Below are 24,923 nucleotides of genomic sequence, written 5' to 3' on the forward strand. Positions count from 1 at the left end.
CCACATATTTTTTGATGCCTGTCAACTGTTTTATGAGAAAATACAAAAAAAGACCTCTATACTATTGATATAGTATAGAAGCCTTTCATTAATCTTAACTTAGTGACATTGTCATAAGAAGGTTCCGTCTTTTTTATTCTCTGCATAATTTGGAAGCAGTCGGGAATTCTATCCATAGATGTTTTATGTTACAAATCTGACAGATTGAGTTTATGACAAGAAGGGGTAGACATTCTATGATTGAAAAAAGTACGAAAAAGGTCAGCAGTTCATTTCAGGAAAATATAGACTATGTGAATCAGGTGCTTCCGGTTCAGGACAGCTTTGATATTATTCGAAGGGATATGACGATCGGAGGGAAGCAGGCGTCCTTCTATTTTATAGATGGATTTACAAAGGATGAGACGATGCTTAAGATCATGACCACATTTTTTGGAGTGAAGGCGGAAGACATGCCGAAGGATGCGACCGCCTTTGCACAGCAGTGCCTTCCCTATGTAGAGGTGGATGTGATCAGTGACTTTGATCAGGTGTTTCGAAATGTCCTCTCTGGTGTTACCTGTCTTTTTATAGAAGGCTATGAGGTTTGTATTGCCATCGACTGCCGCACTTATCCGGCAAGAGGGGTGGAAGAGCCTGATAAGGATAAGTCCTTACGCGGTTCCAGGGATGGATTCGTAGAGACAATCGTGTTCAACACGGCACTAATGCGCCGGAGGATTCGTGATCCACATCTGATTATGGAGATGGTGGAGGCCGGGCAGACGAGCCGGACGGATGTAGCGCTCTGTTACATGTCTGACCGAGTAGATCAGGAGCTTTTAAAAAATGTACAGAACAGGATCAATGAGCTTGATATTGATGATTTAAGGATGAACCAACAGAGTCTTGCGGAGGCAATGTTCAAGAGAAAATGGTTCAACCCGTTTCCTAAGTTTAAGTTCACAGAACGCCCGGATACAGCGGCGGCCTGTCTGCTGGAGGGGAAAATCGTGATCATGGTAGATAACTCCCCATCTGCAATGATTCTTCCGACTTCCATTCTCGATATGATCGAGGAGGCGAATGATTACTATTTTCCGACCCTGACGGGAATCTATCTGAAAGTCTCCAGGGCATTGATCACAATCCTGACGGTATTTCTGACTCCGCTATTTTTATTATTTATGCAGAATACAAGCTGGATTCCAGAAGTCTTCAAGTTCGTGGCTGTCAAGGATACGGTCAATATTCCTTTGATCTTCCAACTGCTCATCCTGGAACTTGCGATAGATGGATTAAGGCTTGCGGCGCTGAATACCCCGAGCATGTTAAGTACCCCGCTCAGTGTGATCGCAGGTCTTGTTATGGGTGAGTTTTCCGTGCAGTCAGGATGGTTCAATTCAGAAGTCATGCTTTACATGGCCTTCGTTGCGGTGGCGAACTATACCCAGCCAAACTTCGAATTAGGATATGCCTTGAAATTCATGAGACTGATGCTGTTGATCCTTACTGCAGTATTCAATCTGGTCGGATTTGTAGCAGGCTGCATCCTCATCATATGCTTCCTCGTATTCAACAAAACACTGTCCGGCCGAAGCTACCTGAATGTAAAACTCCAATAAATGAATATACCACGAACTTAGTATTTGTGGTATAATGCTCGCACTTGGCGAGGTGTTGCCGAGCCTAGTAAGACATATACCCAAATACTTAGTGAGGTATTTCACGAACTTAGTATTTGTGGTATACTATATTAGTTATGTTTTTTTTCTGTTAAATAGTGGTACAAAAGGTAGGAACAGGCAGAATCTGAAAGAATTTATATAGGAAAGAGGTTGTTTGATTTGGGAGAGAAAATGGAAACTGTAAAAAAGAAGGGTCCGGGCAGCATCAAGCAGGATGAGAAGTTGGGGAGCGCGCCGCTTGGAAAGCTGATCATTGAGATGGCCCTTCCGGCTGTGGCAGCGCAGATCATCAATGTATTGTATAACATTGTGGACCGTATTTATATCGGTCATATCCATGGATATGGAGACATGGCCCTGACGGGAGTCGGGGTCACATTTCCGATTTTGATGGTCATATCGGCATTCAGTGCGTTTGCCGGGATGGGCGGGGCACCACTGGCCTCCATTCAGTTGGGAAAGAAAAATTATGAGAAGGCAGAGCAGATTCTTGGCAATAGTGTAGGAATGCTGTTGATTTTTTCTGTGATCCTGACGGTCGTCTTCTCCGTATTTAAAAATCCGATTTTGTATGCATTTGGTGCCAGTGACACCACCATTGTATATGCCAGCCAGTACATAAGCATTTATCTGCTGGGAACTATATTTGTACAGTTCGCAGTGGGACTCAATACTTATATCAGCGGACAGGGGAACGCGAAAACGGCAATGCTCTCTGTATTGATCGGGGCAGTGACAAATATTGTACTTGATCCGATTTTTATTTTTGTTTTTGGTATGGGTGTGCGCGGAGCTGCTTTAGCTACCATTATTTCGCAGGCACTCAGTGCTGTGTGGGTTATCCGATTCTTGACATCGAAGAAGAGCGTCATCCGAATCCGTAAAAAGTATGTCCGTTTGAATGCAAAGACAGTGGGCAGCATCGCGGCTCTGGGAGTATCTCCTTTTATTATGCAGAGCACAGAGAGCCTTGTGATGATTACCTTGAATTCAGGTCTGCAGAAGTATGGCGGAGACCTTTATGTCGGCACCATGTCGATCATGAGCAGTATTATGCAGCTGATCATCGTTCCTGTACAGGGTGTCTCACAGGGGGTACAGCCGATCATGAGTTATAATTATGGCGCAGGAAAGCTGGACCGTGTGAAGGGTACCTTTATCAGGGTGGTAAGTGTGTGTCTGGCTGCAACGATTATTTTGGCGGGAATCGCAATTACGTATCCATCCATCTATGCAAAGGTATTTACAGCAAATACGGACCTGATTGAACTGACATGTTCCGTGATGCCGATTTATTTCCTGGGAATTACGGTGTTCGGAATCCAGATGACATGTCAGTCTACCTTCCTGGCACTTGGCGAGGCAAAGGTATCCCTGATTATTGCGCTTCTGCGTAAGGTCATCCTTTTGATTCCGCTTGCGATTATCCTCCCGAAGTTCATGGGAGTCATGGGAGTTTACCGTGCAGAGCCAATTGCGGATTTTAGTTCTGTTGCGATCACAGTGATACTCTTTATCATTACGGCAAAAAAGATTTTGCGTAACGAGCAAAAAAATGATATGATAGAGTAAGCTTATAATATAGGAGGGAAGGATATGAGAGAATTTGTAATTACAGTCAACAGCACCGTAGATTTACCGAGAGAGTGGGTGAAGGAGAGAAATGTACCAGTCATCCCTTTGAGATATACTATTGATGGACAGACCTATACAGATATGTACGGCTTAAGCGGCAAAGAGTTTTTCCAGAAGCTTAGGGAAGGCAAGATGTCTGTTACATCCCAGGTGAATCCCGATGAGGCGAAGGAAGCATTCGAGCCGTTCTTGAAAGAGGGAAAAGATATCCTTCACTTAGGATTTTCTTCTGGCCTGAGCGGTACATACAACAGTATGCGTATCGCTGGGGAAGAACTGTCAGAAGAGTACCCGGACGCTAAGATCATCGTAATCGATACACTCTGTGCATGTCTGGGAGAAGGACTTCTGCTTTACAAGGTACTAAAGCTGAAAGAAGCAGGAAAGAGCATCGACGAGATCGCACAGTGGGTGGAGGAGAATAAGCTTCATATTTGCCATAATGTTACGGTAGATGATTTGAACCACCTGCATCGTGGCGGCCGCGTTTCCAAGGCGACAGCAGTCTTAGGGACCATGGTACAGATCAAGCCGATCATTCATATGGACAATGAAGGGAAGCTTCAGGTCATTGCAAAAGAGCGGGGCAGGAAGAAGTCACTGAACAAGATCGTAGATATGGCCGTGGAGCAATCCAAGGGTTGGGAGAATGATATGGTCATGATCACACACGGAGACTGCATTGATGATGCGGAATATGTGGCTGGTCTTGTAAGAGAGAAGATGGGTGTTTCACAGATATTGATCAATAACATCGGAACTGTAATTGGAAGCCATACGGGACCGGGAGTAGTTGCCGTATTCTTTATGGGCAGCCAGAGATAAGTAGAATAAAATAAAGATAAAAATGGATGGACAGGTTCTTATGAGCCATGTCCATCCATTTTTTGTTGAATAAAATTTTATGTTATAAATTTGAGTACAGCTTCTTGCAAATTACAGGCTGAAGAACTCGAATCCAAAAGCACCAAGTACGGAGCTGATCAAGATCGCAATCAGGAACAGTGGAGCTATGTAGCGAATCATTACAGTGAATAATCCTTTGCTTTTGAACTTGCTTCCTTCGGCAGATGCCTCCTCGATGATCGTCTTAGGCTTGATGACGAATCCAACGAAGATACAAGTAAACAGGGCTACGATCGGCATCAATACACTATTACTGATAAAGTCCATGAAATCCAGTATAGACATTCCCAGCGGCTGAATGAAATCCCAGATGCCAAAGCCGAGGGAAGATGGAATTCCCATTAATAATACATAAGCTGTCACGATAATACAGGTGAACTTTCTGTTCCATTTGAATTTGTCCATGAAGATCGATACGATTGTCTCCATCAGGGAAATAGCGGAGGTCAGGGCCGCAAAGAAAACGAGTACGAAAAATACCGTACCGATTACGGTTCCCATCGGCATGCTTGCAAATACCTTCGGCAGTGTGATGAACATCAAACCAGGTCCTGCACCGAGTGCAGATTCATCTCCGCCAGAGAAGGTGAAGACAGCCGGTACGATCATGAGTCCTGCAAAGAATGCGATTCCTGTATCGAAAATCTCGATCTGTCTGACAGAACTCTCCAGATTCGTTGACTTCTTCATATAAGAACCATATGTAATCATAATCCCCATGGCAAGTGACATGGAATAGAAAAGCTGTCCCATGGCTGCCAGCAGTGTCTTAACAGAGAAATCTGACATATGCGGCATGATATAGTACTTTAAGCCTTCCATAGCTCCGTCCATTGTCAGTACATAGATGGAAATACCGACAGTCAGTACGACCAGGATCGGCATCAGGAACTTGCTGACATTTTCAATTCCCTTTTCCACACCGAAGATAACGACAACGGCTGTAAAAGCGACGAATAAAATGAACCAGATGAGCGGGCTCTTTACGCTGCCGATAAAATCAGTGAAATAGGTATCTCCTGCAGCGGCCTTCGTCCCTCCTGAAATGAACGTTCCAAAATACTTGATGACCCATCCGCCGATAACAGAATAGTAGGGCAGGATGATGATTGGAACGATAGATGCCAGGATGCCCAGGAAACCAAAGCGCTTATCCAGCTTTTTAAAAGCGCCGATGGCACTTAAGCCGGTCTTACGTCCAAGTGCGATCTCTGCGGTCATCAGTGTAAAACCGAATGTTACAGCGAGAATAATGTAGCACAATAAAAATGTTCCTCCGCCATATTTGGCGACAAGATAGGGAAAACGCCATATGTTTCCCAGTCCAACGGCAGAACCAGCGGCAGCCAGTATAAAGCCAATCTTACCAGTAAAATTGCTTCTGCTTTCGTTCATGTAGTAAACCTCCTCAAACTCTCTTCCTTATAAATATTAATATTTAGACATTAATAGTCTTATTATGACATGAAGCCCCTGAAAATACAAGAAAAATCGTCATAATGAAGGGATTGGGAATGCCTTCCATAAAAATACTCTTGATAGAAGAGCGTATTTGGTGTAAAATTAACAAGTCAGGAAAATGGCCGCATGTGGGAGTGCAAGCGATATCTGCAGGATTGCCATACAGACCTACAATAGGTATCATATTGTAAAATTATAAAAAATGTATTGACATTTATGAATTGGTATGATAACCTAATATCTGCGTGAGGCGAAAAATAAAGTAGAGTATCCACTCTCACCATAGCACAAGCGGGTGACTATTGGTCTGATATTGAAGCATTTACATATCTTGAGTAGAGTATGCATATGCAGAGAGTCGAGTGGATGATATTCACTCGTTTTTTTGTCTTTATTCGCGGAAGAACCTAAAGGAAATTCAATCAACGGAGGTATACGACAATTAGCGATTTAATGATTAACGAGCAGATCAGGGACAAAGAGGTCCGTCTGGTTAGTGAGGATGGGGAACAGTTAGGAATCATGTCATCCCGGGATGCCCTTAAGATGGCAATGGATGCAGAACTTGATTTGGTGAAGATTGCGCCAATGGCAAAACCACCGGTCTGCAAGATTATTGATTATGGCAAGTATAAATACGAGCAGACACGCAAAGACAAGGAAGCCAAGAAAAAGCAGAAAACTGTCGAAGTGAAGGAAGTACGCCTTTCACCGAATATTGATACCAATGACTTGAACACTAAGGTTAACAACGCAAAGAAGTTCATCACAAAGGGCAACAAGGTGAAAGTAACATTGCGTTTCCGCGGAAGAGAGATGGCACATGTACAGCAGAGCAGGCATATCTTGGATGATTTTGCAGCTTTACTGGAAGACGTGGCAGTCGTAGAGAAACCGGCTAAAATGGAAGGCAGAAACATGAGCATGGTTTTAACTGAAAAACGTTAAAAATAAAACATTACGGGTGCACTGCACTCAGTAAAACGCACAATGAAGGAGGAAATCATCATGCCAAAAATCAAAACAAATAGAGCGGCAGCAAAGCGCTTCAAAGCAACAGGTACAGGGAAACTGAAAAGAAATAAAGCATACAAGAGCCATATCTTAACGAAAAAGTCTACTAAGAGAAAAAGAAATCTTAGACACCCGGCTATCACAGATGCTACAAATGTAAAGAACATGAAGAAAGTATTACCATATCTGTAAGATTTGGAAGTTGATGAAGGAGGAATAAGAAATGGCAAGAATTAAAGGCGGAATGAACGCTAAGAAAAAACATAACAGAACTTTAAAGTTAGCAAAAGGATATAGAGGAGCACGTTCCAAACAGTACAGAGTTGCAAAACAGTCTGTTATGAGAGCACTCACATCTTCCTACGCAGGAAGAAAGCAGCGTAAACGTCAGATGAGACAGTTATGGATCGCTCGTATCAATGCAGCAGCAAGAATGAACGGTCTGTCTTACAGCAAGTTTATGCACGGCTTAAAGCTGGCTAACGTTGATATGAACAGAAAGATGTTAGCTGAGCTGGCAGTAAGCGACAAAGAAGGATTTGCAACACTTGCAGAGGTTGCAAAAGCTCAGATCGCGTAGTAAAATGAATAGTATGAAGCCCAGTCCCCTGCGGGATTCGGGCTTTTTCTATTTTCAGGCAGAAGAAAGACGACACAGATAGGAGATGGCGGTATGAGGAATCATGAAGTTACAGAAAGACAGCCCTTATTGAAGGCGGACGGAAGCCTAAGGGAACCAGGATGGTCAAAGGCTCTCATCCAGGAATATGACAGAAGTCGTATCAAGGCATCAAAGTTTCGAATTAAGGAATGGGATTACTATCTGGTATTGAATCAGGATTTTGCAGGTGCATTTACCCTGTCAGATGACGGCTATATTGGTCTGCAGTCTGTCTCCCTTTTGAATTTTAAGGAGGGCTGGGAGCACACGGAAACGATCTTGAACGCTTTCCCCATGGGGAAGATGAAGATGCCTGCCACCTCAGATAAGGGCAATATTAAGTATAAAGACAAACGTCTGAGTATGGAGTTTTTGGTCACGCCGGGGAAGAGGACGATCAAATGTGATTTCAAGGATTTCTGGAAAGGTAAGCCGTTCCATTGTGAGATTACGCTGTCACAGCCTCCGATGGACACAATGGTGATCGCAACACCGTGGAAGGAGAAGAAGACGGCCTTTTATTATAATCAAAAGATCAACTGTATGCGGGCCGAGGGATATATGGCCTTTGATGAGGTTACTTACTGGTTCAAGCCCGAGACGGATTATGGAACTCTGGACTGGGGCAGGGGAGTGTGGACCTATGATAACCGCTGGTATTGGGGGAGCGGCAATGGGACTGTCGGTGGAAAGCCCTTCGGATTTAATATAGGATATGGCTTTGGGGACACGAGCGCAGCATCCGAGAATATGCTGTTCTATGATGGCAAGGCACACAAATTAGATGATGTCATTTTCCATATCCCAGAGGGGGATTATATGAAACCATGGACATTTACTTCCAGTGACGGAAGGTTCGAGATGGAGTTTGAGCCTGTGCTTGACCGCGCGGCAAAAATCTCGGCCGTTGTAATTGCGTCAGATCAGCATCAGGTGTTCGGGAAGATGAGCGGAAAGGCAGTGCTGGATAACGGAATGTTCATTGAATTAAAAGACTTTATGTGCTTTGCCGAAGACGTGCATAATAGGTATTAAAATACCATGGTTTCCAGTTTCCGGGAGAAGTTATTATTCAAATAAGAATATAAAAAACTCTTGACAATGAGATTTCATCGTGGTAAAGTTTCTGTAAACCGATGAGGAAGAGCAAGTACTTTCTGTACTTACCACACAGAGAGCCGCAGGTGGTGGGATTGCGGCAGGAAAAGACAGTCAGGAATGGGCTTCTGAGGGCGACCTGAAAAGTATAGTAGGTGAGCCGGAGAGCGTACTCCGTTAACAAAGTCGGCATATGTCAGTATGCGTGAGAGGATGCGTTTTAAGCATCAAGCTGGGTGGCACCGCAGGAGTTTTATATATTTGATATTTTATACTCTTGTCCCTGCAATAAATTATTGTGAGGGATAAGGGTATTTTTTTACCTATTTATCCCGGAAAAGTTGAAAGGAGATTATGAAAATGAACGAGAACAAAATTCCCTACAAAATTTATCTGGAAGAAAGCGAGATGCCGAAGGAATGGTACAATGTACGTGCCGATATGAAGAATAAGCCGGCTCCACTTTTAAATCCTGCTACATTAGAACCAATGACAGCAGAAGAACTTGGTGTTGTGTTCTGTGACGAGTTAGTAAAGCAGGAATTAGATAATGATAACAGATATATTGAGATTCCGCAGAAAATCAGAGATTTTTATAAAATGTATCGTCCTGCACCGCTTGTTCGGGCATACTGTCTGGAGGAAAAGCTGCAGACACCAGCAAAGATCTACTATAAGTTCGAGGGAAATAACACGAGCGGAAGCCATAAGCTGAATTCAGCGATAGCACAGGCTTATTATGCGAGGGATCAGGGCCTGAAAGGTGTGACTACGGAGACAGGAGCAGGACAGTGGGGCACTGCATTATCCATGGCTTGTTCATATCTCGACCTGGATTGCCAGGTATACATGGTAAAATGTTCCTATGAACAGAAGCCATTCAGAAGAGAAGTGATGAGGACATACGGAGCAAGTGTGACACCGTCTCCGTCTGAGTCTACAGAGGTCGGCAGAAAGATTCTGGCAGAGCATCCGGGAACATCAGGAAGTCTTGGATGTGCCATTTCAGAGGCGGTAGAGGTCGCTACTCATACAGAAGGATACAGATACGTTCTGGGAAGCGTATTAAGCCAGGTAATGCTGCATCAATCCATCATCGGCGTGGAGACAAAGATTGCAATGGACAAATACGGAATTAAGCCAGACATCATCATTGGCTGCGCAGGCGGCGGTTCCAATTTAGGGGGATTGATCTCTCCATTCATGGGTGAACAGTTAAGAGGAGAGGCAGTTTACCAGTTTATCGCAGTAGAGCCTGCATCCTGCCCGAGCCTGACACGAGGAGTATTTGCTTATGATTACTGTGATACCGGAATGGTATGCCCATTAGCGAAGATGTATACACTGGGAAGTGGATTTATCCCATCTGCGAACCATGCAGGCGGCCTAAGATATCACGGAATGAGTTCTATCTTGTCACAGCTTTATCATGATGGATACATGGAAGCGCGTTCAGTGGAGCAGACAGCAGTATTCGAGGCAGCGGAGCAGTTCGCAAGAGTAGAGGGAATCCTGCCGGCGCCGGAAAGCAGCCATGCAATTAAGGTTGCAATTGATGAAGCGATGAAGTGTAAGGAGACCGGAGAAGAGAAGACCATTCTCTTTGGACTGACTGGAACAGGATATTTTGATATGTATGCATACGAGAAATTCCATGACGGACTGATGACAGATTACATTCCAACAGATGAGGATCTGAAAGCAGGATTCGATGGTATTCCGAGATTTCCTGGGAATATGGAATAGAAACGAAGGACTTAAAGTCCGTAGAATGGCCAATCTGCAGTACATTTAAGGGCTGCTGATTGGCTTTCTTCTATATAAATGCAGGATGTGTTTTAATACTCAAAAATGAATTTTTTAAATTAAATAAAAAATATACAAAATTCTGTTGACATTTGAGGAAAAACATAGTATTATATCATTTGTAACGAGGAAACAACAAAAAACGTTACGAAATGCGGAAGTGTCGGAACTGGCAGACGAGCAAGACTAAGGATCTTGTGAGCAATGCGCTCGTGTGGGTTCAAGTCCCATCTTCCGCATTCAATATTTAAAAAGCGATGAGAAACCTTAATTAAGAGGTTTCTTTTTTGTTTTCTTTATTTAGATAGCAAGTCAGGGGAATCTATGTTAAAATGTGATTGTGAGAGCGGGTGCCGGGAGAATTCCGTTTTGAAGTACCGGCAGTACCTTTTACAGGCTTAAAATAAATCGAAAGATAATAGGAGGGCATCATGCCGCGGTCACGAAAGAGAGCGTTGAGAAGCATAAGAATTTTTTTAATGTCTGTTTTATTTATAGGGCTGTTTTTTATAATAGGACAAAAAGTAAGGGCTCAGGAGGAGCGCGTGCTGCGGGTTGCCTTTCCAGATGTTCCGGGGTTCACAGAGGTGGATGAGCATGGGAACAGGCATGGACTGGTGGTAGATTATCTGAATGAAATCGCCAATTATACCGGATGGAAGTATGAATATATTGACATATCAGACGGGTCGACCATGCTGAAGAATTTTTTGGATGGACAGTATGACTTGATGGGCGGAGCATATTATCTGGAAGGCGGGGAGGCGTATTATGCATATCCAGATTATAATACAGGTCATAGTAAATCTGTATTATTGGCCCGCAAGGACGATGAAAGTATTAAGAATTTTGATTGGAAGAGCATTGATGGAAAGAAGATCGGTGTTTATAAAAATGCAAAGGAGAATCGGCGGCGTCTCGAAGTGGCGTTGGAGAGCAATGGCGTGGAGTGTACGATCGTAGAGTATGCTTATGACCAGATGAGAAATAAGAATCTGCATTATTATGTGGAGAATGGGGATGTGGATCTTTTACTGGTGAACAGCACAGAAGATAGCGGCAATCTACGTGTTGCAGAGGAATTTGATTCTCAGCCCCATTACATCGTGACTACACCGGGGAATCAGGAAGTGCTGGATGGACTGAATATGGCATTGGAGAAAATTACCGAGTCCAATCCGAATTTTGCAGAAGAGCGTTATGAAGCGAATTTTAAAGATGGCAGTATTGAAAGTATCTATCTGACAGAAGAGGAGGAGGCCTATATCCGGGATAAGAAGACGGTATCTGTTGCGGTCGTGAGGGATTGGCATCCGCTTTTCTGTAAGGAGTCAGAACATGATATCCATAATGGAATCATACCGGACGTACTGGATAAAGTAAGTGAGTTTACAGGGCTTGAGTTTACCTATCTGTATGTAGAGGGATATAATGAAGCATTAGAACTTGTTCAACAGGGAAAAGCCGATATGCTGGGAGCTTTTCTTGGGAAGGAAGCCGAAGGAATTGTAAAGAATATGGCATTGTCTACGCCGTACGCTACTTTTAATGATATCATCGCAAGGAATAAGAAGGTCAGTTACCCGTCAGACGGTCTGACAGGGGCAATCCTTGAGGGTCGTGAGATGCCCGACAATATCAAGGCGGCCCGGGTAAAGTATTATAAGAATACAAATGAGGCACTTAAGGCAGTCAACCATGGGGAGGTCGATTTTTTCTATGGGGTTTCGCATCATATTGAGCGGGCTATCCAGCAGCACCATTATACGAATGTGATTCCTAATACCCTGGTGAACGATCTGAACCATATGAGCTTTGCTCTCAAAAGCCCAGTTAAGACGGAGCTGCTGACCGTGCTCAATAAGTCCATCAGCAGTATGACAAGTGAGGAGAAGGATGCTCTGACTACCCAGAACATGATTTCTGTCGGCAGTGGAAGTGTATCGATTGTGGAACTGATTTACAGTGCCCCGGTGAAGTTTGTATCTATCATTGGGGGTGTTGCATTGCTCCTTGTTCTTTTAGCCGGGGCGGTCGCGGTCTCAAGAATTCATGCGGCAAGAATGCAGAGCAGTCTTGAGAAGGCGGAAGCGGCCAACAGGGCCAAGGGAGAATTCCTCTCCCGTATGAGTCATGAGATTCGGACTCCAATGAACGCAATCGTTGGATTGAGCGATTTGACTTGTATGATGGAAGGAGTGCCTAAGAAGGCCCATGAGAATTTGATGAAGATTCGTACCTCCTGCCATTACCTTTTAAGCCTGATCAGCGATATTCTGGATATGAGCCGCATTGAGAGCGGGATGATGACAATTGCGGATGAGCCATTTTCGATAGGCAGGCTTATGGATGAACTGGAAAGTATGATGACAGCAGATGCCAGACGGCGGAAGCTGAATTTCAATATGGAACTAAATCTTGGAGCTGATATTCTTAAGGGAGATGCAGTCCGGTTAAAACAGGTGCTTACGAACCTGATTTCGAATGCGTTTAAATTCACGCCTTCGGGTGGAACTGTCCGTGTATGTGTGACATTGGAGGAGCAGGATGGGGAACATGTTGTCTATCATTTTCAGGTCATTGATAATGGAGTCGGGATTTCAAAAGAGAATCAGGAGCGGATATTCGGCGCATTTGAACAGGTAGGACCGAACTATTCCAAGAGTCAGGGGACAGGACTTGGACTTGCAATCAGTAAGACCATTGTGCAGTTAATGGGCGGGGAATTAAAGCTCAGAAGCGAACCAGGGCATGGCAGTGAATTTTATTTTACAGCTGCTTTCCCGATCGGAGTCATGGAAGAGGAACAACCGGAGACGATGCAGGCGCATTATCTGGAAGGGAAGACAATCCTTCTTGCAGAGGATAATGACTTGAATGCGGAGATTTCTATAGAACTGCTTAAAATGCAGGGTGCAGAAGTGTGTCGGGCCGCGAATGGAGAAGCGGCAGTGGAGCTATTTGATAAGAGCAGACCTGGGCAGTATCAGGCAATCCTTATGGATATTCAGATGCCTGTCATGGATGGATTGACAGCATGCCGTAGAATTCGTGGCATGGAACGTCAGGATGCAAAGGCAATCCCGATCATCGCCATGACAGCAAATTCCTTTAAAGAGGATGAAGATGCAGCTCTGGCTGCAGGTATGGATGATTTCCTGACAAAGCCGGTAGATGTATCACAGCTTTATCAGGTACTGAAAAAGGCGATAGACAGATAAATATTCATAATAAGGCGGAGAGCAGTATGGTGATATGACACCACAGCGGCTCTCCGCCTTTTATGTATCCTGATGGTTTTTTCTGTATGCGGCAGGGGTCAGTCCTGTGTAGCGCTTGAAGGACTGGGAAAAATAATTGGCAGAGGAAAACCCGGTGGTATGTGCAATCTGTGTGATACTGAAATCAGTAGATTTCAGTAGCTCCTTGCTGTGAAGGATTCTCCGCTCTAATAGGTATGTGATGGGGGAGATTCCAAAGGCTCTGTTGAACAAATGGGAAAGATAGTATTTATTCAAGTGAGAGACCTCAGCTAAGGTGTCTAATGTGATATTTTCCTGGTAATGCGTGTCAATATAATATTTGAGGGTCTCACATTCCGCAGGAATATTCTTTGAGGAATAGGGGGTGAACTGATTGCCGCTGATTCTCAGTATTTTTAGGAGCAGTATACTTAAAAAGTGCTGACAGATCAGTTCGGAGGAGATGCGATGGCCGCGGGCCTCGTCCAGCATCATCTGCATGAGCGGGAGGCAGGCCTCCTTCTGCTTGTGGAAATCATAGACGCGGTAAGCCCCATATTCACTTCCTGCGAATTGAAAATGGAGATTATCGATTCCCAGCACAATATAGGTGAGAGGATGTGTCTGTGAGGATTTCTCTGTGTGACGGATATTGGGGTTGATTAAAATCAGAGAATCCCTGCCGATGGGAATCTCTTCAGATTCTGTGCAAAAATATCCCTGCCCGTCCTGGACATAGAAAAGTTCTGCGAAGCTGTGGGAATGAAACATGCTGATCCAGTCGTTCCCATAGGTTGCCGAAGAAATATAAAGCAGTCGTTCCAATGGCTGCTGGTTGTATAGGTCAGTAAGAGAGTATTGAATATGTGCCATATGAAAACTCCTTGTCGGTTTTTGTAGAATTTTACATGGAAATCTGTCTTGGTCTCATTTATCATAACATTTCTCTTGAATAAAGACAAGATATATAACTTTTAGAGCAATAAATAAGTTGATACGGGTCATTTAAATTCGTATACTTGAAATAAATAATTGTGCAAATGCTATAAAAAATGATATAATGAAATAAATAATTTGTATAAAGTGAAAAATGGATTCAACGAGTTGGCACAGTCTCGTTATGTAAAAGGAGACAAATTATGGAAAGCAATTTATCTTTTGGTCGTGTAACGATTCCGACAGATGTGGATGTAGTACCTCAGACAAAAGAAATCTTAAAGCGTTGGGGAGCAGATGCCATACGTGACTGTGATGGGACAGACTTTCCAGAAGAATTACGCGATGTGAATGCCAAAGTCTATTCTACATATTATACAACAAGAAAAGACAATGCGTGGGCAAAAGCCAATATGGATGAAGTACAGCAAATGTACATCATGACAGATTTTCATACGGCCTGCGAAGAGACCCTTAAGATACATCTTATGGATCATCTCTATCCAGACATGCTTGCGGTGAATACTCATGATGATATCAAGCGCTGGTGGGAGGTCATTGACCGAACGACAGGACAAGTCGTTCCTTATGGCGAGTGGACATATGATGAGGAGTCCGGTGATGTCATCATACATCCGGCAGATTTATTCCATGATTATACGGTGAGCTTTCTTACCTATATTATGTGGGATCCGGTACATATGTATAACGCAGTGACGAATGGCTGGAAGGACGTGGAGAAGCAGATTACATTTGATGTAAGGCAGCCTAAGACAAAAGCGTATTCTATGCAGCGTCTCCGCAGATATCTGGAGGATAATCCTCATGTGGATGTGATTCGTTATACGACTTTTTTCCATCAGTTCACCCTGATTTTTGATGAACTCGCAAGAGAGAAGTATGTAGACTGGTATGGATATTCTGCATCGGTCAGCCCATATATATTAGAGCAGTTCGAGCAGGAGGTTGGCTATAAGTTCCGTCCCGAATTCATCATAGACCAGGGATATATGAACAATACTTATCGGATTCCTTCCAAGGAGTTCCAGGATTTTCAGAGCTTTCAGAGAAGAGAAGTGGCCAAGCTTGCAAAAGAGATGGTGGATATTACCCATGAGTATGGCAAAGAGGCCATGATGTTCTTAGGAGACCATTGGATCGGCATGGAGCCGTTCATGGATGAGTTCAAAAGTATTGGGCTGGATGCTGTCGTAGGAAGTGTGGGCAATGGTGCTACACTTAGACTGATTAGCGACATCAAGGGAGTGGATTACACAGAGGGACGTTTCCTTCCGTATTTCTTCCCGGATGTATTCCATGAAGGCGGAGATCCAGTCAAGGAAGCGAAGTTCAACTGGGTGACTGCAAGACGTGCAATCTTAAGAAGTCCGATTGACCGGATCGGCTACGGCGGATATCTAAAGCTCGCGTTACAGTTCCCAGAATTCATAGATTATGTAGAGTCTGTATGCAATGAATTCAGGGTCTTATATGAGAATATCAAAGGAACGACACCTTATTGCGTGAAGAGAGTCGCCGTACTGAACTGCTGGGGCAGGATGCGTGCATGGGGCAATCACATGGTACATCATGCAATCTATCATAAGCAGAATTACTCTTATGCAGGAATCATCGAGGCATTGAGCGGTGCACCGTTCGATGTGAAGTTCATCAACTTTGATGATATCAGAGAGAACCCGGATATTTTGAAAGATATCGATGTGCTCCTTAATATCGGAGATGCTGATACCGCATATACAGGCGGCGAGAATTGGATCGATGAGAAGGTCGTGACAGCAGTGAAACGCTTTATATATGAAGGAGGCGGATTCATCGGTGTGGGAGAACCGACAGCCCATCAGTGGGAGGGACGGTTCATTCAGCTGGCAAGCGTTCTGGGAATTGAGAAGGAGAATGGCATGACTCTGAACAGGGATAAGTATAACTGGGAAGAGCATGAACATTTCATTACAGAGGATGTCAAGGAAGAGATTGATTTTGGGGAAGGCAAGAAGAGCATTTATGCACTAGATGGAACGACCATTCTCTGTCAGAGAGAGAAGGAAGTACAGCTCGCTGTACATGAATTCGGAAAGGGAAGAAGTGTGTATATCAGTGGACTCCCATACAGTTTTGAGAACAGCAGGCTTCTTTATCGGGCGGTCATCTGGTCTGCATCAGATGAAGAGAACCTCAAGAGATGGTTCAGCAGTAATTATAATGTAGAAGTACATGCCTATGTTGCGAACGGAAAGTACTGTGTAGTGAATAACACCTATGAAGAGCAGGACACCGTTGTATATAAGGGAGATGGAAGCAGCTTCCCGCTTCACATGGAGGCGAATGAGATTATTTGGTACACCATTTAAGTGAATTTAAGGACAGCGAAAGCGTTCTTAAAATATCTCTGCAGGAAAAAGGTCCGCAGAGGGAAAATATTAATTAACAGGGAGGAAAAATGTTATGAAAAGAAAACTAGTAAGCGTGCTGCTTTGTGTAACAATGGTTGGAACACTGGCAGTCGGATGCGGCGGCAAAAAGGATGAAGGCAAATCAGACGAAGCTTCCAAGGATTCCGGCAAAGACGGACAGGTGCTGAAAGTAGCAGCATTTGAAGGCGGTTACGGTGCGGATATGTGGGAAGAAGTCAAGACTGCATTCGAAGAGACGCACGAAGGCGTAACAGTTGAGCTGACCGTTGACAAGAAGATTGAAGATGTCATCAGCCCAAGCATGAAAGCCGGAGATTATCCTGACGTTGTTCACTGTGCAACAGGACGTGAAGCAGGTCTTACAGAGACACTGACCAAGGAAAAAGGTCTTCTTGAACTCACAGACGTACTGGATATGACAGTTCCGGGCGAAGATGTGAAAGTAAAAGACAAGATTCTTCCAGGATTCCTGGACACATTGGGAACCATGCCTTATGGCGACGGCGTAACATACTACGCACCAATGTTCTACAGCCCATGTGGATTATTCTACAATGCAGGTCTGTTAAAGGAAAAAGGATGGGAAGTTCCGACAACATGGGATGAGATGTGGGAATTAGGTGACAAGGCGAAGGCAGAAGGCATCTCCTTATTCACATACCCGACACCTGGATACTTTGATGCATTTACATATGCACTTCTTGAGTCATCAGGCGGAGCAGATTTCTACAATGAAGCAATGACATACAAAGATGGTATCTGGGAGACACCGGAGGCTACCGCTGTATTTGATACAGTTGGGATGCTTGCAAAGTACACAGAACCTACGACAGTAGCAAATGCTAACAACGATAACTTTACAAAGAATCAGCAGTTGATTCTCGACAACAAAGCAATCTTCTGTCCGAATGGAACATGGCTTCCAGGAGAGATGAAGGATGCTCCGAGAGCAGACGGATTCGAATGGGGATTCACAGCAGTTCCTGCAGTTTCCAAAGATCAGAAGCCATCTTCTTTCACATTCTTCGAGCAGATGTGGATTCCTGCAGAAGCACAGAACCAGGATCTTGCAAAAGAGTGGGTTGCATTTATGTATTCTGATAAAGCAGCTGATATCTTCGCAAAATCAGGCGCTGTACAGCCAATCGCAGGTATGGCAGACAAACTGGATGCAGACAGCCAGTTATACTATCACATTTATGACAATGATGCAGCAGTTGCAGTTATGGGCGGATTCGCAGCAACAGATCCTGTAGAGGGTGTTTCTATGACAGATTCTCTGTTCAACGCAGTAAACAGCGTAATGAGCGGTGACAAGACAGTGAAAGACTGGCAGGCAGATGTAGAAGCTGCAAGCGACAAACTGAGAGATGCAATGTAATGAAAGCATTATTTCGATAGGACGCTGCTTCGTCGAAACATTGTTTCAATGAAACGTTACTGAAGGAATTCAGTGAGAGACTTTAAAGCGGCAGGGAACACAGATGGAGGTATTCCAGGCGTGTTCCCTGCGCTTTATCATACATAGCGCACGGGGATAGGAGGTATATGTATGCGGCACAAGAAGGGCAGAAGCGGATTTATCGCAGCCTGCGTATTACCATCCGTGATTTTATTTATCATTTTCATGCTGATACCGACCATTAATGTATTTAAGATGTCGCTTTATAAGTGGGGCGGATTTTCAAATAATAAGCAGTTTGTCGGACTTAATAACTTTAAGATTTTATTCCAGGATCAGAAATTCTTCCGTTCCTTCCAGAATTCTATCCTGCTGATCGTGCTTGTTACGATCATTACTCTGTTCTTTGCGTTGGTTTTTGCAGCAATTTTATCACGTGAGAACTTAAAGGGACAGAACTTTTTCAGGGTAATATTCTATATTCCTAATATTTTATCCGTAGTAGTAATTTCCGCGATTTTCTCAGCCATTTATGACCCGAACAGTGGTCTTTTGAACAGTATCCTGGGAATCTTTCGAGGGAAAGACGCCTCGCCGATCCTGTGGCTGGGGGATCAGAGCATTGTAATCTACAGTCTGGTCATTGCGATGGTGTGGCAGGCGATTGGTTACTACATGGTTATGTACATGGCAAGTATGACCAGTGTTCCAGAGAGCCTTTATGAATCAGCGAATCTGGAAGGTGCAGGAAAGCTGACTCAGTTTTTCAGCATCACTCTTCCTCTGATATGGACAAATATCCGTACAACACTTACCTTCTTCATTATCAGTTCCATCAACTTGAGCTTCCTCTTTGTAAAAGCTCTTACAAATGGAGGTCCAGATGGATCTACAGAAGTATTTTTAAGTTATATGTACGGTCAGGCATACACCAACTCCTCATACGGATATGGTATGGCAATCGGCGTTGTAGTATTTTTATTCTCATTCGGTCTGTCCGCAGTAGTCAATGTTGCTACGAAGCGGGAACCGCTTGAATTTTAGGAGGTGTGGACAATGAAAAATAAGAAATTCAAACCCTCCAGAATTATTGTGTATATTTTCTTGATTCTTTTAGCTGTCAGCATTATCGTGCCGGTTGGCTGGGTATTCCTGGCATCTATCAAAGAAAATTCAGAGTTTTATGGTAATCCGTGGACGCTGCCGAAAGGATTCTATTTCCAGAACTTTATCGATGCTTTTTCTAAGGCGAAGATGGGAGATTATTTCCTGAATTCTATCATGGTAACAGTGCTTGCACTGCTGATTCTCTTGGTAGTAGCACTGCCGGCTGCTTACGTACTGGCACGCTATAAGTTCAAAGGAAGTAAATTCCTCAATGTGATGTTCATGGGCGGTCTTTTCATCAATGTGAACTACATCGTTGTTCCGATCTTCCTGATGCTGGTAGACGGTGATAAAATGCTCAAAGAGTGGTTCGGGGCGGGATTTTTCATAAACAACCGTTTCATGGTGGCCCTGATATATGCAGCCACGGCACTGCCATTTACGATTTATCTGCTTTCAGGATTCTTCGTCTCCATTCCAAAGGATTATGAGGAAGCTGCGTTTGTAGATGGAAGCGGATATTTCCACACTATGGTAAAAATTATGATGCCGATGGCAAGACCAAGTATCATTACGATTATTCTGTTCAACTTCCTGTCTTTCTGGAATGAGTACATCATTTCCATGACACTGTTGACAGAAAAGGAATTGAAGACACTGCCGGTCGGACTGATGCAGTTGATGCAGGCACAGAAGTCAGCGGCTGACTATGGACGGCTCTATGCCGGTCTGATCATTGTCATGCTGCCTACTCTGATTTTGTATATCCTGGTACAGAAGAAGCTGACACAGGGCATGAGCCTCGGCGGATTGAAAGGATAGGGGGAAGTTGATATGAATAAATGGGTGAAAATAATACTTTATATCCTGGTATTTTGTGTCTGCCTCGCCCTGATCATCGTAGGGCAGAAGACGATTGGAGTGAAACATCTTCTGCTGCAGCTTGTAGGGCTGGCTGGAATTTTGGCTATGCTGTACGGCTACAATAAGAAATACCAGTAACAAGGTAAGGAGAAGTTATGACAAAGATTACAGAAACAGAACTGGAAGAGGTGCTGAAAGCGTATCAGTATATCGGGACATTAAAGTCCAGAGCACCATATGGAAATGGACATATTAACAATACATTTCTCCTGACATATGATATTCCAGGGCATGGGGAAAAGAGAGTCATCTTACAGGAGATGAATCAGGAAGTGTTCCAGAAGCCAAAGGAACTGATGGAGAATATCATTGGAGTGACTTCCTATCTGCGCCGTAGGATTATTGAGAACGGCGGTGACCCGGAAAGAGAGACTCTAAATGTTATTCCGACCCAGGAAAAAGAGAGTTATTATGTCGATTCCAGGGGAGAGTATTGGAGAGCATACATATTCATAGAGGGTGCAACCTGTTACGATCAGGTAGAGACGAAGGAAGATTTCTACCAGAGCGCGCTTGCCTTCGGAAACTTCCAGCACCTCCTTGCTGATTACCCGGCAGAGACACTGCATGAGACGATTCCGCAGTTCCATGATACGAGGAAACGATTCAATGATTTTAGACGAGCAGTGGAGGAAGATAAGATGGGAAGGGCAGAACTTGTTCAGGATGAGATTCGTTTCGTGCTGGATAGGGAGGCAGATGCGGACGTTTTTGGCGATATGCTGAAAAGGAAAGAGCTGCCATTGCGCGTTACCCATAACGATACCAAGCTCAATAATATTATGATTGATGATGTAACGAGAAAGGGAATCTGTGTCATCGATCTGGACACGGTCATGCCAGGTCTTGCGATGAATGACTTTGGCGATTCTATCCGTTTCGGCGCCAATACGGCGGCCGAAGATGAGACAGACCTAACAAAGGTCTCCTGTGATCTGGAGTTATTTGAGGTCTATGTCAGGGGATTCTTAGAGGGATGCAGAGGAAGTCTGACAGAGAACGAGATCAGGATGCTTCCTATGGGAGCAAAGGTCATGACGTATGAATGTGGAATGCGATTCCTCACAGATTACCTGGAGGGGGATCACTATTTTAGGATTCATAGAGAGAACCATAACCTTGACAGGGCGAGGACACAGTTCAAGCTGATCGAGGATATGGAAGCGAAATGGGACGAGATGGAAGCAATCGTGCGAAAAATCGCTGAGATGTAAAATTTGAATAGTGACTGAGAAGGAGCTGAGGCATGCATATGCACTCGGCTCCTTTTGTGTTGACTTTATATGCGCCCTGCGTCCTCATTTTGTTCCTCAGCTTGATGCTGGATGCGGTATTCAGATGGGGAGAGAGAAGTAATCTGTTTGAAGACTTTACTGAAATAGAACTGGTTAGCGTAACCACATAGTTCGGCCACCTCCCGCACAGTCAGTTGGGAGTGGGAAAAATAGTCGCAGGCCTGCTGAATCCGGTAATTGGTCAAATATTCTATGGGACGAATATCCGAGTATTTCTTGAACAGACGGCTCAAGTAAGTAGGGGTGATCGAAAAGTGGATAGCAATATCATTGATATTCATTTCTTTTCCATAGTTCGCACGGATATATTCCTTAACATCTTCTATTAAGGCTTCTGAAGAGGCAGAAAGGGCGCTGTCCTGGTTTTTCTGGCGGAAAAGCTGTTCAAACAGAATCTGCAGGGACAGCTCCAGTTCTTCATAGGTCTTGGCATTCGACAGATATTCATCAATTTCCATCTCTCTTCCGGTAAGCTGGCTGTTTAATGTGTCCTCATAAAAGAGGTGCAATAACTGTTTTAAATATTCGCTGAGATGCTTTTGTGTCATCTTCTGCAGGCGGCAGGTCTCTAGGAAGGTATGCAGGTGTCTCAGGAATTCAGTACTGTTCCTGGATTTTACAGAAAAACGGAAATCCTCAAGTAAGGAGCCGCTTAAAGTCTTTTTAGGCTTCTGGAGTTCTTCCAGGAAGTTCTGACCGCGAAGCACTGCGGATTGACCGAAGATCAACTGATTTTTCAACTGTGTATTCAGAAGCTGATATTCCTGATGCAGGCTGTCAAGATGCACAAAAGGTCTGGAGACACAAAATGTAGAGGAGACCGTAAAACGACGCAGCTGCTTCTGTAGTTCGGAAATCATCATGTCCAGCTTATCCTGGGAAGCCTTCTGCATCAGAAATACGAGAATCCGCTGGTTATAGGTCTGTCCGCTGCAAATATGTACGCTTTCTCCTTTTTTCAGATACTTCTGTATCAAGGGGCCTTTTAAAAGCTCGTCCAGCTCATTCTCATAGGACAGCCAGTCCTGAAAGGAAAAGGTAGCACAGGGGTCCAGATTCAGCAGGATAAGGCAGCATTCCTGAAAGGAAAGTGTATGGAGGACAGAGGACGGAATGGAAGCACCAGCATTCAAAGTTTGATACAATGCCTGATGCAGGCGGGAGTTCTGGTCCCAGAGGATTTTCTCTTCCAATGTGTTGAGCACATATTCCAAATCAGAAATACTGACCGGTTTGAGCAGATACTCGTCGACTCCAAGCTGGATAGCTTCTTTGGCATAATCAAAATCCTTGTATCCGCTTAAGATGACGGTCTTGATCGGTATATGCTCCTCCTTCAACTGGCGGATCAGTTCCAGACCGCTTTGCAGCGGCATACGGATATCCGTGATCAGAACATCCGGGCAGAACTTAAGAATCTTTTTGTATGCTTCCTGTCCGTTCAGGGCCGTGCCGACCACTTCTACGTCTTTATTGGTCTTCATTATTTTTTGGCAGACGTCCTGTTGAATCAGGACTTGATCCTCTGCAACTAATACCTTAATCATGATGGAAAACTCCTTTCAAAATAATCTGGCTGCCCTGAGTCAAATTGACGACCTGGTAGGTAAAAGAGCTGCCAAAGTGCAGTGCAAGTCTGGAAAATGTATTGTTAAGGCCCAGCCCGTTGATTTCCAGGCCCGCAGCAGCGACCGGGGCGGTAGAAATCTGGTTCAGTGCCTCTTTACTAAATCCCCCGCCATTGTCCGTGATCAGAATCTCCCATTGATCTTTCTCTGCCCGGCAGACGATGGAAAAATTCCATGGGGGAAGGGTATTCTTAAAACCGTGCCGGAAGCTGTTTTCGGCGAATGGCTGAATGGACAGTTTGGGAATCAGCAGTGTGTGAAGCTCTGGGGATACCTCAATCTGATAGTTAAAATTTGTCCCATTTGAGATCTTCATAAATTCCAAATAATTTTTTGTATGGGTCAGCTCCTCGATCAGATGCACCTCGGTCTTTTTGGAAGTAACATAACGCATCATAGAGGAAAGCTCCTGACACATTTCTGTAGTGACCTCGCTGTCATAGACCTCGCTGGCGGCACTGATACTGTTCAGAGCATTATAGAGGAAGTGAGGGTCTACCTGTGCCTGGAGCGCAGCAAGGTTCGCCATGCTTTCCCGTATCTGGAGCTCATAGATTTCCTGGATGGATGCCTTTAGATTCGTGACCATCTGATTCATGGAAGTATTTAATAGCTCGAATTCATTAAAGGAGTCTGCTGGAAGCTTGAGCTTCGTATCACTATCCAGACTCAGCTCATTCACATAAGAAATCAGCTCATTCAAAGGCCTGGTCATCTGTGTGATCAAAGTAAATATGATCAGCAGCGTCAGGGCAAGTGTCAGGATCAGGACAATGATCGTGGTGAAGATGTAACTAATGACCTGTTCACGGATGGAGGTATTATTGGAGAGCAGGACCATAGTAAGTCCGGTCGTCTCACTTTTCATTGCACTGTAGGAATAGGAATAAGTATAATCCCTGCTTTTCCCAGAAGAAATCTGCTTTTGAATCTGCTTGACAGTCTTTGCTGGCAGGGAGGAAATTTCTTTATTGTAGGGATAGACAATATTTCCGCTTTGATCCAGAATCATGACTTCCTTTTGGGATTCAAAAGAATCCTGTGTACAGATCGCATCCATCAGGCTTACAGGTACCTGGATCTCAACAATGGTATCCTGTGTGGTAGTCATATCAGAAAAGTTGCGCAGAACAGAAAGCACCATACGTTCATCTGTCGTCCAGTCACTCTGGTGGGGAGGCTTGTAGATAGAAATCAGCGTATCTGCGGGATTGGGCAGGGTAAGTTTCTCTAGCCTGTCATACACATAATCCATATCGTCATAGTAGGTCCCGGAATAATAGAAATAGCCCCTGTCCTGGTTATACAGGATGACATTGGAGATGATGGGCGAAAACATCATATTCCCAAGAGCTGTCTGGATCGTGCGTTCCCGCCGCGTCTGCTCCACATAGAGTTCTGCATTTCCGGCGTCTGCTGTATTCAGCTTTAAGATCACGGATTTCAGTGTGGGATTTTTGGTGATCGAGGTTGCAGCAATGTTCATCTGTTCATAGAGCTCATTGATCTGGGTGGAAATGCGCTCCAGAACAATATTCATGGAAGTCTTATCATTATTCATCGCATTCCGAATAGAGGTTCTGGAAAAGAAGATGCAGACAATCAACGATAATGTCAGCAGAACAGTACCCAGACTAAGAAACAGCTTTGTTTTAAAAGGGATGTTTTTTAGCTTTGATTTTCTCATAAGTTAAGGATCTCCTGTAATT

General features: G+C 44.1%; 19 protein-coding genes and 1 tRNA gene. 16 read left to right on the plus strand and 4 right to left on the minus strand.

Translation table 11 applies throughout. The features are described from left to right. Positions 1 to 236: 236 nt before the first annotated feature. The 3 genes from HGO97_RS10760 (at position 237) to HGO97_RS10770 (ending at position 4,127) form a co-directional block, all read left to right on the plus strand. Positions 237 to 1,604 (plus strand): spore germination protein, encoded by a 1,368-nt coding sequence (locus tag HGO97_RS10760; protein ID WP_216241460.1) that lies wholly within the window; start codon positions 237 to 239, stop codon positions 1,602 to 1,604. A 234-nt stretch (positions 1,605 to 1,838) separates the two neighbouring features. Next, positions 1,839 to 3,239, plus strand: coding sequence for an MATE family efflux transporter (locus HGO97_RS10765; protein WP_216241462.1), 1,401 nt, complete (start codon positions 1,839 to 1,841; stop codon positions 3,237 to 3,239). Between the two features lie 24 nt (positions 3,240 to 3,263). Next, entirely contained in the window at positions 3,264 to 4,127 is an 864-nt protein-coding gene (locus tag HGO97_RS10770) for a DegV family protein (RefSeq protein ID WP_216241465.1), read from the plus strand. A 111-nt stretch (positions 4,128 to 4,238) separates the two neighbouring features. Here the strand turns inward: HGO97_RS10770 and HGO97_RS10775 are convergent, their stop codons facing one another. Further along, positions 4,239 to 5,603 (minus strand): sodium-dependent transporter, encoded by a 1,365-nt coding sequence (locus tag HGO97_RS10775; protein ID WP_216241469.1) that lies wholly within the window; start codon positions 5,601 to 5,603, stop codon positions 4,239 to 4,241. 519 nt (positions 5,604 to 6,122) lie between these two features. On the opposite strand from HGO97_RS10775, the gene infC reads away from it, so the two are divergent. The 7 genes from infC to HGO97_RS10810 all read left to right on the plus strand — a co-directional run bounded on the left by infC (position 6,123) and on the right by HGO97_RS10810 (position 13,469). Then, positions 6,123 to 6,617 carry a translation initiation factor IF-3 gene (gene infC, locus HGO97_RS10780; RefSeq protein ID WP_216241472.1) on the plus strand — a complete coding sequence of 165 codons (495 nt, stop codon included), beginning with the start codon at positions 6,123 to 6,125 and terminating at the stop codon, positions 6,615 to 6,617. 60 nt (positions 6,618 to 6,677) lie between these two features. Then, positions 6,678 to 6,875, plus strand: a complete 198-nt coding sequence (gene rpmI / locus HGO97_RS10785; RefSeq protein ID WP_216241475.1) for a 50S ribosomal protein L35 — start codon at positions 6,678 to 6,680, stop codon at positions 6,873 to 6,875. Between the two features lie 31 nt (positions 6,876 to 6,906). After that, on the plus strand, positions 6,907 to 7,263 hold the full coding sequence (gene rplT, locus HGO97_RS10790; protein ID WP_216241477.1) for a 50S ribosomal protein L20: 357 nt from the start codon (positions 6,907 to 6,909) through the stop codon (positions 7,261 to 7,263). Between the two features lie 93 nt (positions 7,264 to 7,356). Further along, the gene (locus HGO97_RS10795; RefSeq protein WP_216241478.1) at positions 7,357 to 8,379 is read left to right on the plus strand and encodes a DUF2804 domain-containing protein; all 1,023 of its coding nucleotides are present in this window, start codon (positions 7,357 to 7,359) and stop codon (positions 8,377 to 8,379) included. Positions 8,380 to 8,802: 423 nt separating this feature from the next. Beyond that, positions 8,803 to 10,188, plus strand: coding sequence for a TrpB-like pyridoxal phosphate-dependent enzyme (locus HGO97_RS10800; protein ID WP_216241481.1), 1,386 nt, complete (start codon positions 8,803 to 8,805; stop codon positions 10,186 to 10,188). 214 nt (positions 10,189 to 10,402) lie between these two features. Next, positions 10,403 to 10,487 (plus strand) — tRNA-Leu (locus HGO97_RS10805). 306 nt (positions 10,488 to 10,793) lie between these two features. Continuing rightward, the gene (locus HGO97_RS10810; RefSeq protein ID WP_330654237.1) at positions 10,794 to 13,469 is read left to right on the plus strand and encodes an ATP-binding protein; all 2,676 of its coding nucleotides are present in this window, start codon (positions 10,794 to 10,796) and stop codon (positions 13,467 to 13,469) included. Between the two features lie 60 nt (positions 13,470 to 13,529). Here HGO97_RS10810 and HGO97_RS10815 read toward each other — a convergent pair whose 3' ends face one another. Beyond that, complete coding sequence (locus tag HGO97_RS10815; RefSeq protein WP_216241485.1) at positions 13,530 to 14,363, minus strand: helix-turn-helix transcriptional regulator; 834 nt, start codon at positions 14,361 to 14,363, stop codon at positions 13,530 to 13,532. A 266-nt stretch (positions 14,364 to 14,629) separates the two neighbouring features. On the opposite strand from HGO97_RS10815, the gene gnpA reads away from it, so the two are divergent. From gnpA to HGO97_RS10845, 6 genes are all read left to right on the plus strand, one after another. After that, entirely contained in the window at positions 14,630 to 16,795 is a 2,166-nt protein-coding gene (gene gnpA, locus HGO97_RS10820; protein ID WP_216241487.1) for a 1,3-beta-galactosyl-N-acetylhexosamine phosphorylase, read from the plus strand. A 94-nt stretch (positions 16,796 to 16,889) separates the two neighbouring features. Then, a complete protein-coding gene (locus tag HGO97_RS10825) occupies positions 16,890 to 18,239 on the plus strand; it encodes a carbohydrate ABC transporter substrate-binding protein (RefSeq protein WP_216241489.1) in 1,350 nt (449 codons plus the stop codon). A gap of 171 nt (positions 18,240 to 18,410) precedes the next feature. Continuing rightward, entirely contained in the window at positions 18,411 to 19,304 is an 894-nt protein-coding gene (locus tag HGO97_RS10830) for a carbohydrate ABC transporter permease (protein ID WP_216241492.1), read from the plus strand. 12 nt (positions 19,305 to 19,316) lie between these two features. Then, complete coding sequence (locus HGO97_RS10835) at positions 19,317 to 20,189, plus strand: carbohydrate ABC transporter permease (protein ID WP_216241495.1); 873 nt, start codon at positions 19,317 to 19,319, stop codon at positions 20,187 to 20,189. Between the two features lie 12 nt (positions 20,190 to 20,201). After that, complete coding sequence (locus tag HGO97_RS10840; protein ID WP_216241498.1) at positions 20,202 to 20,369, plus strand: DUF6903 family protein; 168 nt, start codon at positions 20,202 to 20,204, stop codon at positions 20,367 to 20,369. Positions 20,370 to 20,386: 17 nt separating this feature from the next. Next, positions 20,387 to 21,505, plus strand: coding sequence for a phosphotransferase enzyme family protein (locus HGO97_RS10845; protein WP_216241500.1), 1,119 nt, complete (start codon positions 20,387 to 20,389; stop codon positions 21,503 to 21,505). A gap of 65 nt (positions 21,506 to 21,570) precedes the next feature. On the opposite strand, the gene HGO97_RS10850 is transcribed toward HGO97_RS10845, so the two are convergent. Together HGO97_RS10850 and HGO97_RS10855 are read right to left on the minus strand one after the other, a co-directional pair. Then, a complete protein-coding gene (locus tag HGO97_RS10850; protein ID WP_216241502.1) occupies positions 21,571 to 23,133 on the minus strand; it encodes a response regulator in 1,563 nt (520 codons plus the stop codon). Next, positions 23,126 to 24,901, minus strand: a complete 1,776-nt coding sequence (locus HGO97_RS10855) for a sensor histidine kinase (RefSeq protein ID WP_216241504.1) — start codon at positions 24,899 to 24,901, stop codon at positions 23,126 to 23,128. Before HGO97_RS10855 ends, HGO97_RS10850 begins: the two co-directional genes overlap by 8 nt. Between the last annotated feature and the right edge of the window lie 22 nt (positions 24,902 to 24,923).

It is taken from the genome of Faecalicatena faecalis (genome assembly GCF_012524165.2).
GTDB classification, from domain to species: domain Bacteria; phylum Bacillota; class Clostridia; order Lachnospirales; family Lachnospiraceae; genus Faecalicatena_A; species Faecalicatena_A faecalis.

What these genes read in the sequence shown, in the direction of transcription:
- HGO97_RS10760 (WP_216241460.1), top strand. Translation starts at nt 237, where the DNA reads ATGATTGAAAAAAGTACGAAAAAGGTCAGCAGTTCATTTCAGGAAAAT.
- HGO97_RS10765 (WP_216241462.1), top strand. Translation starts at nt 1,839, where the DNA reads ATGGAAACTGTAAAAAAGAAGGGTCCGGGCAGCATCAAGCAGGATGAG.
- HGO97_RS10770 (WP_216241465.1), top strand. Translation starts at nt 3,264, where the DNA reads ATGAGAGAATTTGTAATTACAGTCAACAGCACCGTAGATTTACCGAGA.
- HGO97_RS10775 (WP_216241469.1), bottom strand. Translation starts at nt 5,603, where the DNA reads ATGAACGAAAGCAGAAGCAATTTTACTGGTAAGATTGGCTTTATACTG.
- infC (WP_216241472.1), top strand. Translation starts at nt 6,123, where the DNA reads ATGATTAACGAGCAGATCAGGGACAAAGAGGTCCGTCTGGTTAGTGAG.
- rpmI (WP_216241475.1), top strand. Translation starts at nt 6,678, where the DNA reads ATGCCAAAAATCAAAACAAATAGAGCGGCAGCAAAGCGCTTCAAAGCA.
- rplT (WP_216241477.1), top strand. Translation starts at nt 6,907, where the DNA reads ATGGCAAGAATTAAAGGCGGAATGAACGCTAAGAAAAAACATAACAGA.
- HGO97_RS10795 (WP_216241478.1), top strand. Translation starts at nt 7,357, where the DNA reads ATGAGGAATCATGAAGTTACAGAAAGACAGCCCTTATTGAAGGCGGAC.
- HGO97_RS10800 (WP_216241481.1), top strand. Translation starts at nt 8,803, where the DNA reads ATGAACGAGAACAAAATTCCCTACAAAATTTATCTGGAAGAAAGCGAG.
- HGO97_RS10815 (WP_216241485.1), bottom strand. Translation starts at nt 14,363, where the DNA reads ATGGCACATATTCAATACTCTCTTACTGACCTATACAACCAGCAGCCA.
- gnpA (WP_216241487.1), top strand. Translation starts at nt 14,630, where the DNA reads ATGGAAAGCAATTTATCTTTTGGTCGTGTAACGATTCCGACAGATGTG.
- HGO97_RS10825 (WP_216241489.1), top strand. Translation starts at nt 16,890, where the DNA reads ATGAAAAGAAAACTAGTAAGCGTGCTGCTTTGTGTAACAATGGTTGGA.
- HGO97_RS10830 (WP_216241492.1), top strand. Translation starts at nt 18,411, where the DNA reads ATGCGGCACAAGAAGGGCAGAAGCGGATTTATCGCAGCCTGCGTATTA.
- HGO97_RS10835 (WP_216241495.1), top strand. Translation starts at nt 19,317, where the DNA reads ATGAAAAATAAGAAATTCAAACCCTCCAGAATTATTGTGTATATTTTC.
- HGO97_RS10840 (WP_216241498.1), top strand. Translation starts at nt 20,202, where the DNA reads ATGAATAAATGGGTGAAAATAATACTTTATATCCTGGTATTTTGTGTC.
- HGO97_RS10845 (WP_216241500.1), top strand. Translation starts at nt 20,387, where the DNA reads ATGACAAAGATTACAGAAACAGAACTGGAAGAGGTGCTGAAAGCGTAT.
- HGO97_RS10850 (WP_216241502.1), bottom strand. Translation starts at nt 23,133, where the DNA reads ATGATTAAGGTATTAGTTGCAGAGGATCAAGTCCTGATTCAACAGGAC.
- HGO97_RS10855 (WP_216241504.1), bottom strand. Translation starts at nt 24,901, where the DNA reads ATGAGAAAATCAAAGCTAAAAAACATCCCTTTTAAAACAAAGCTGTTT.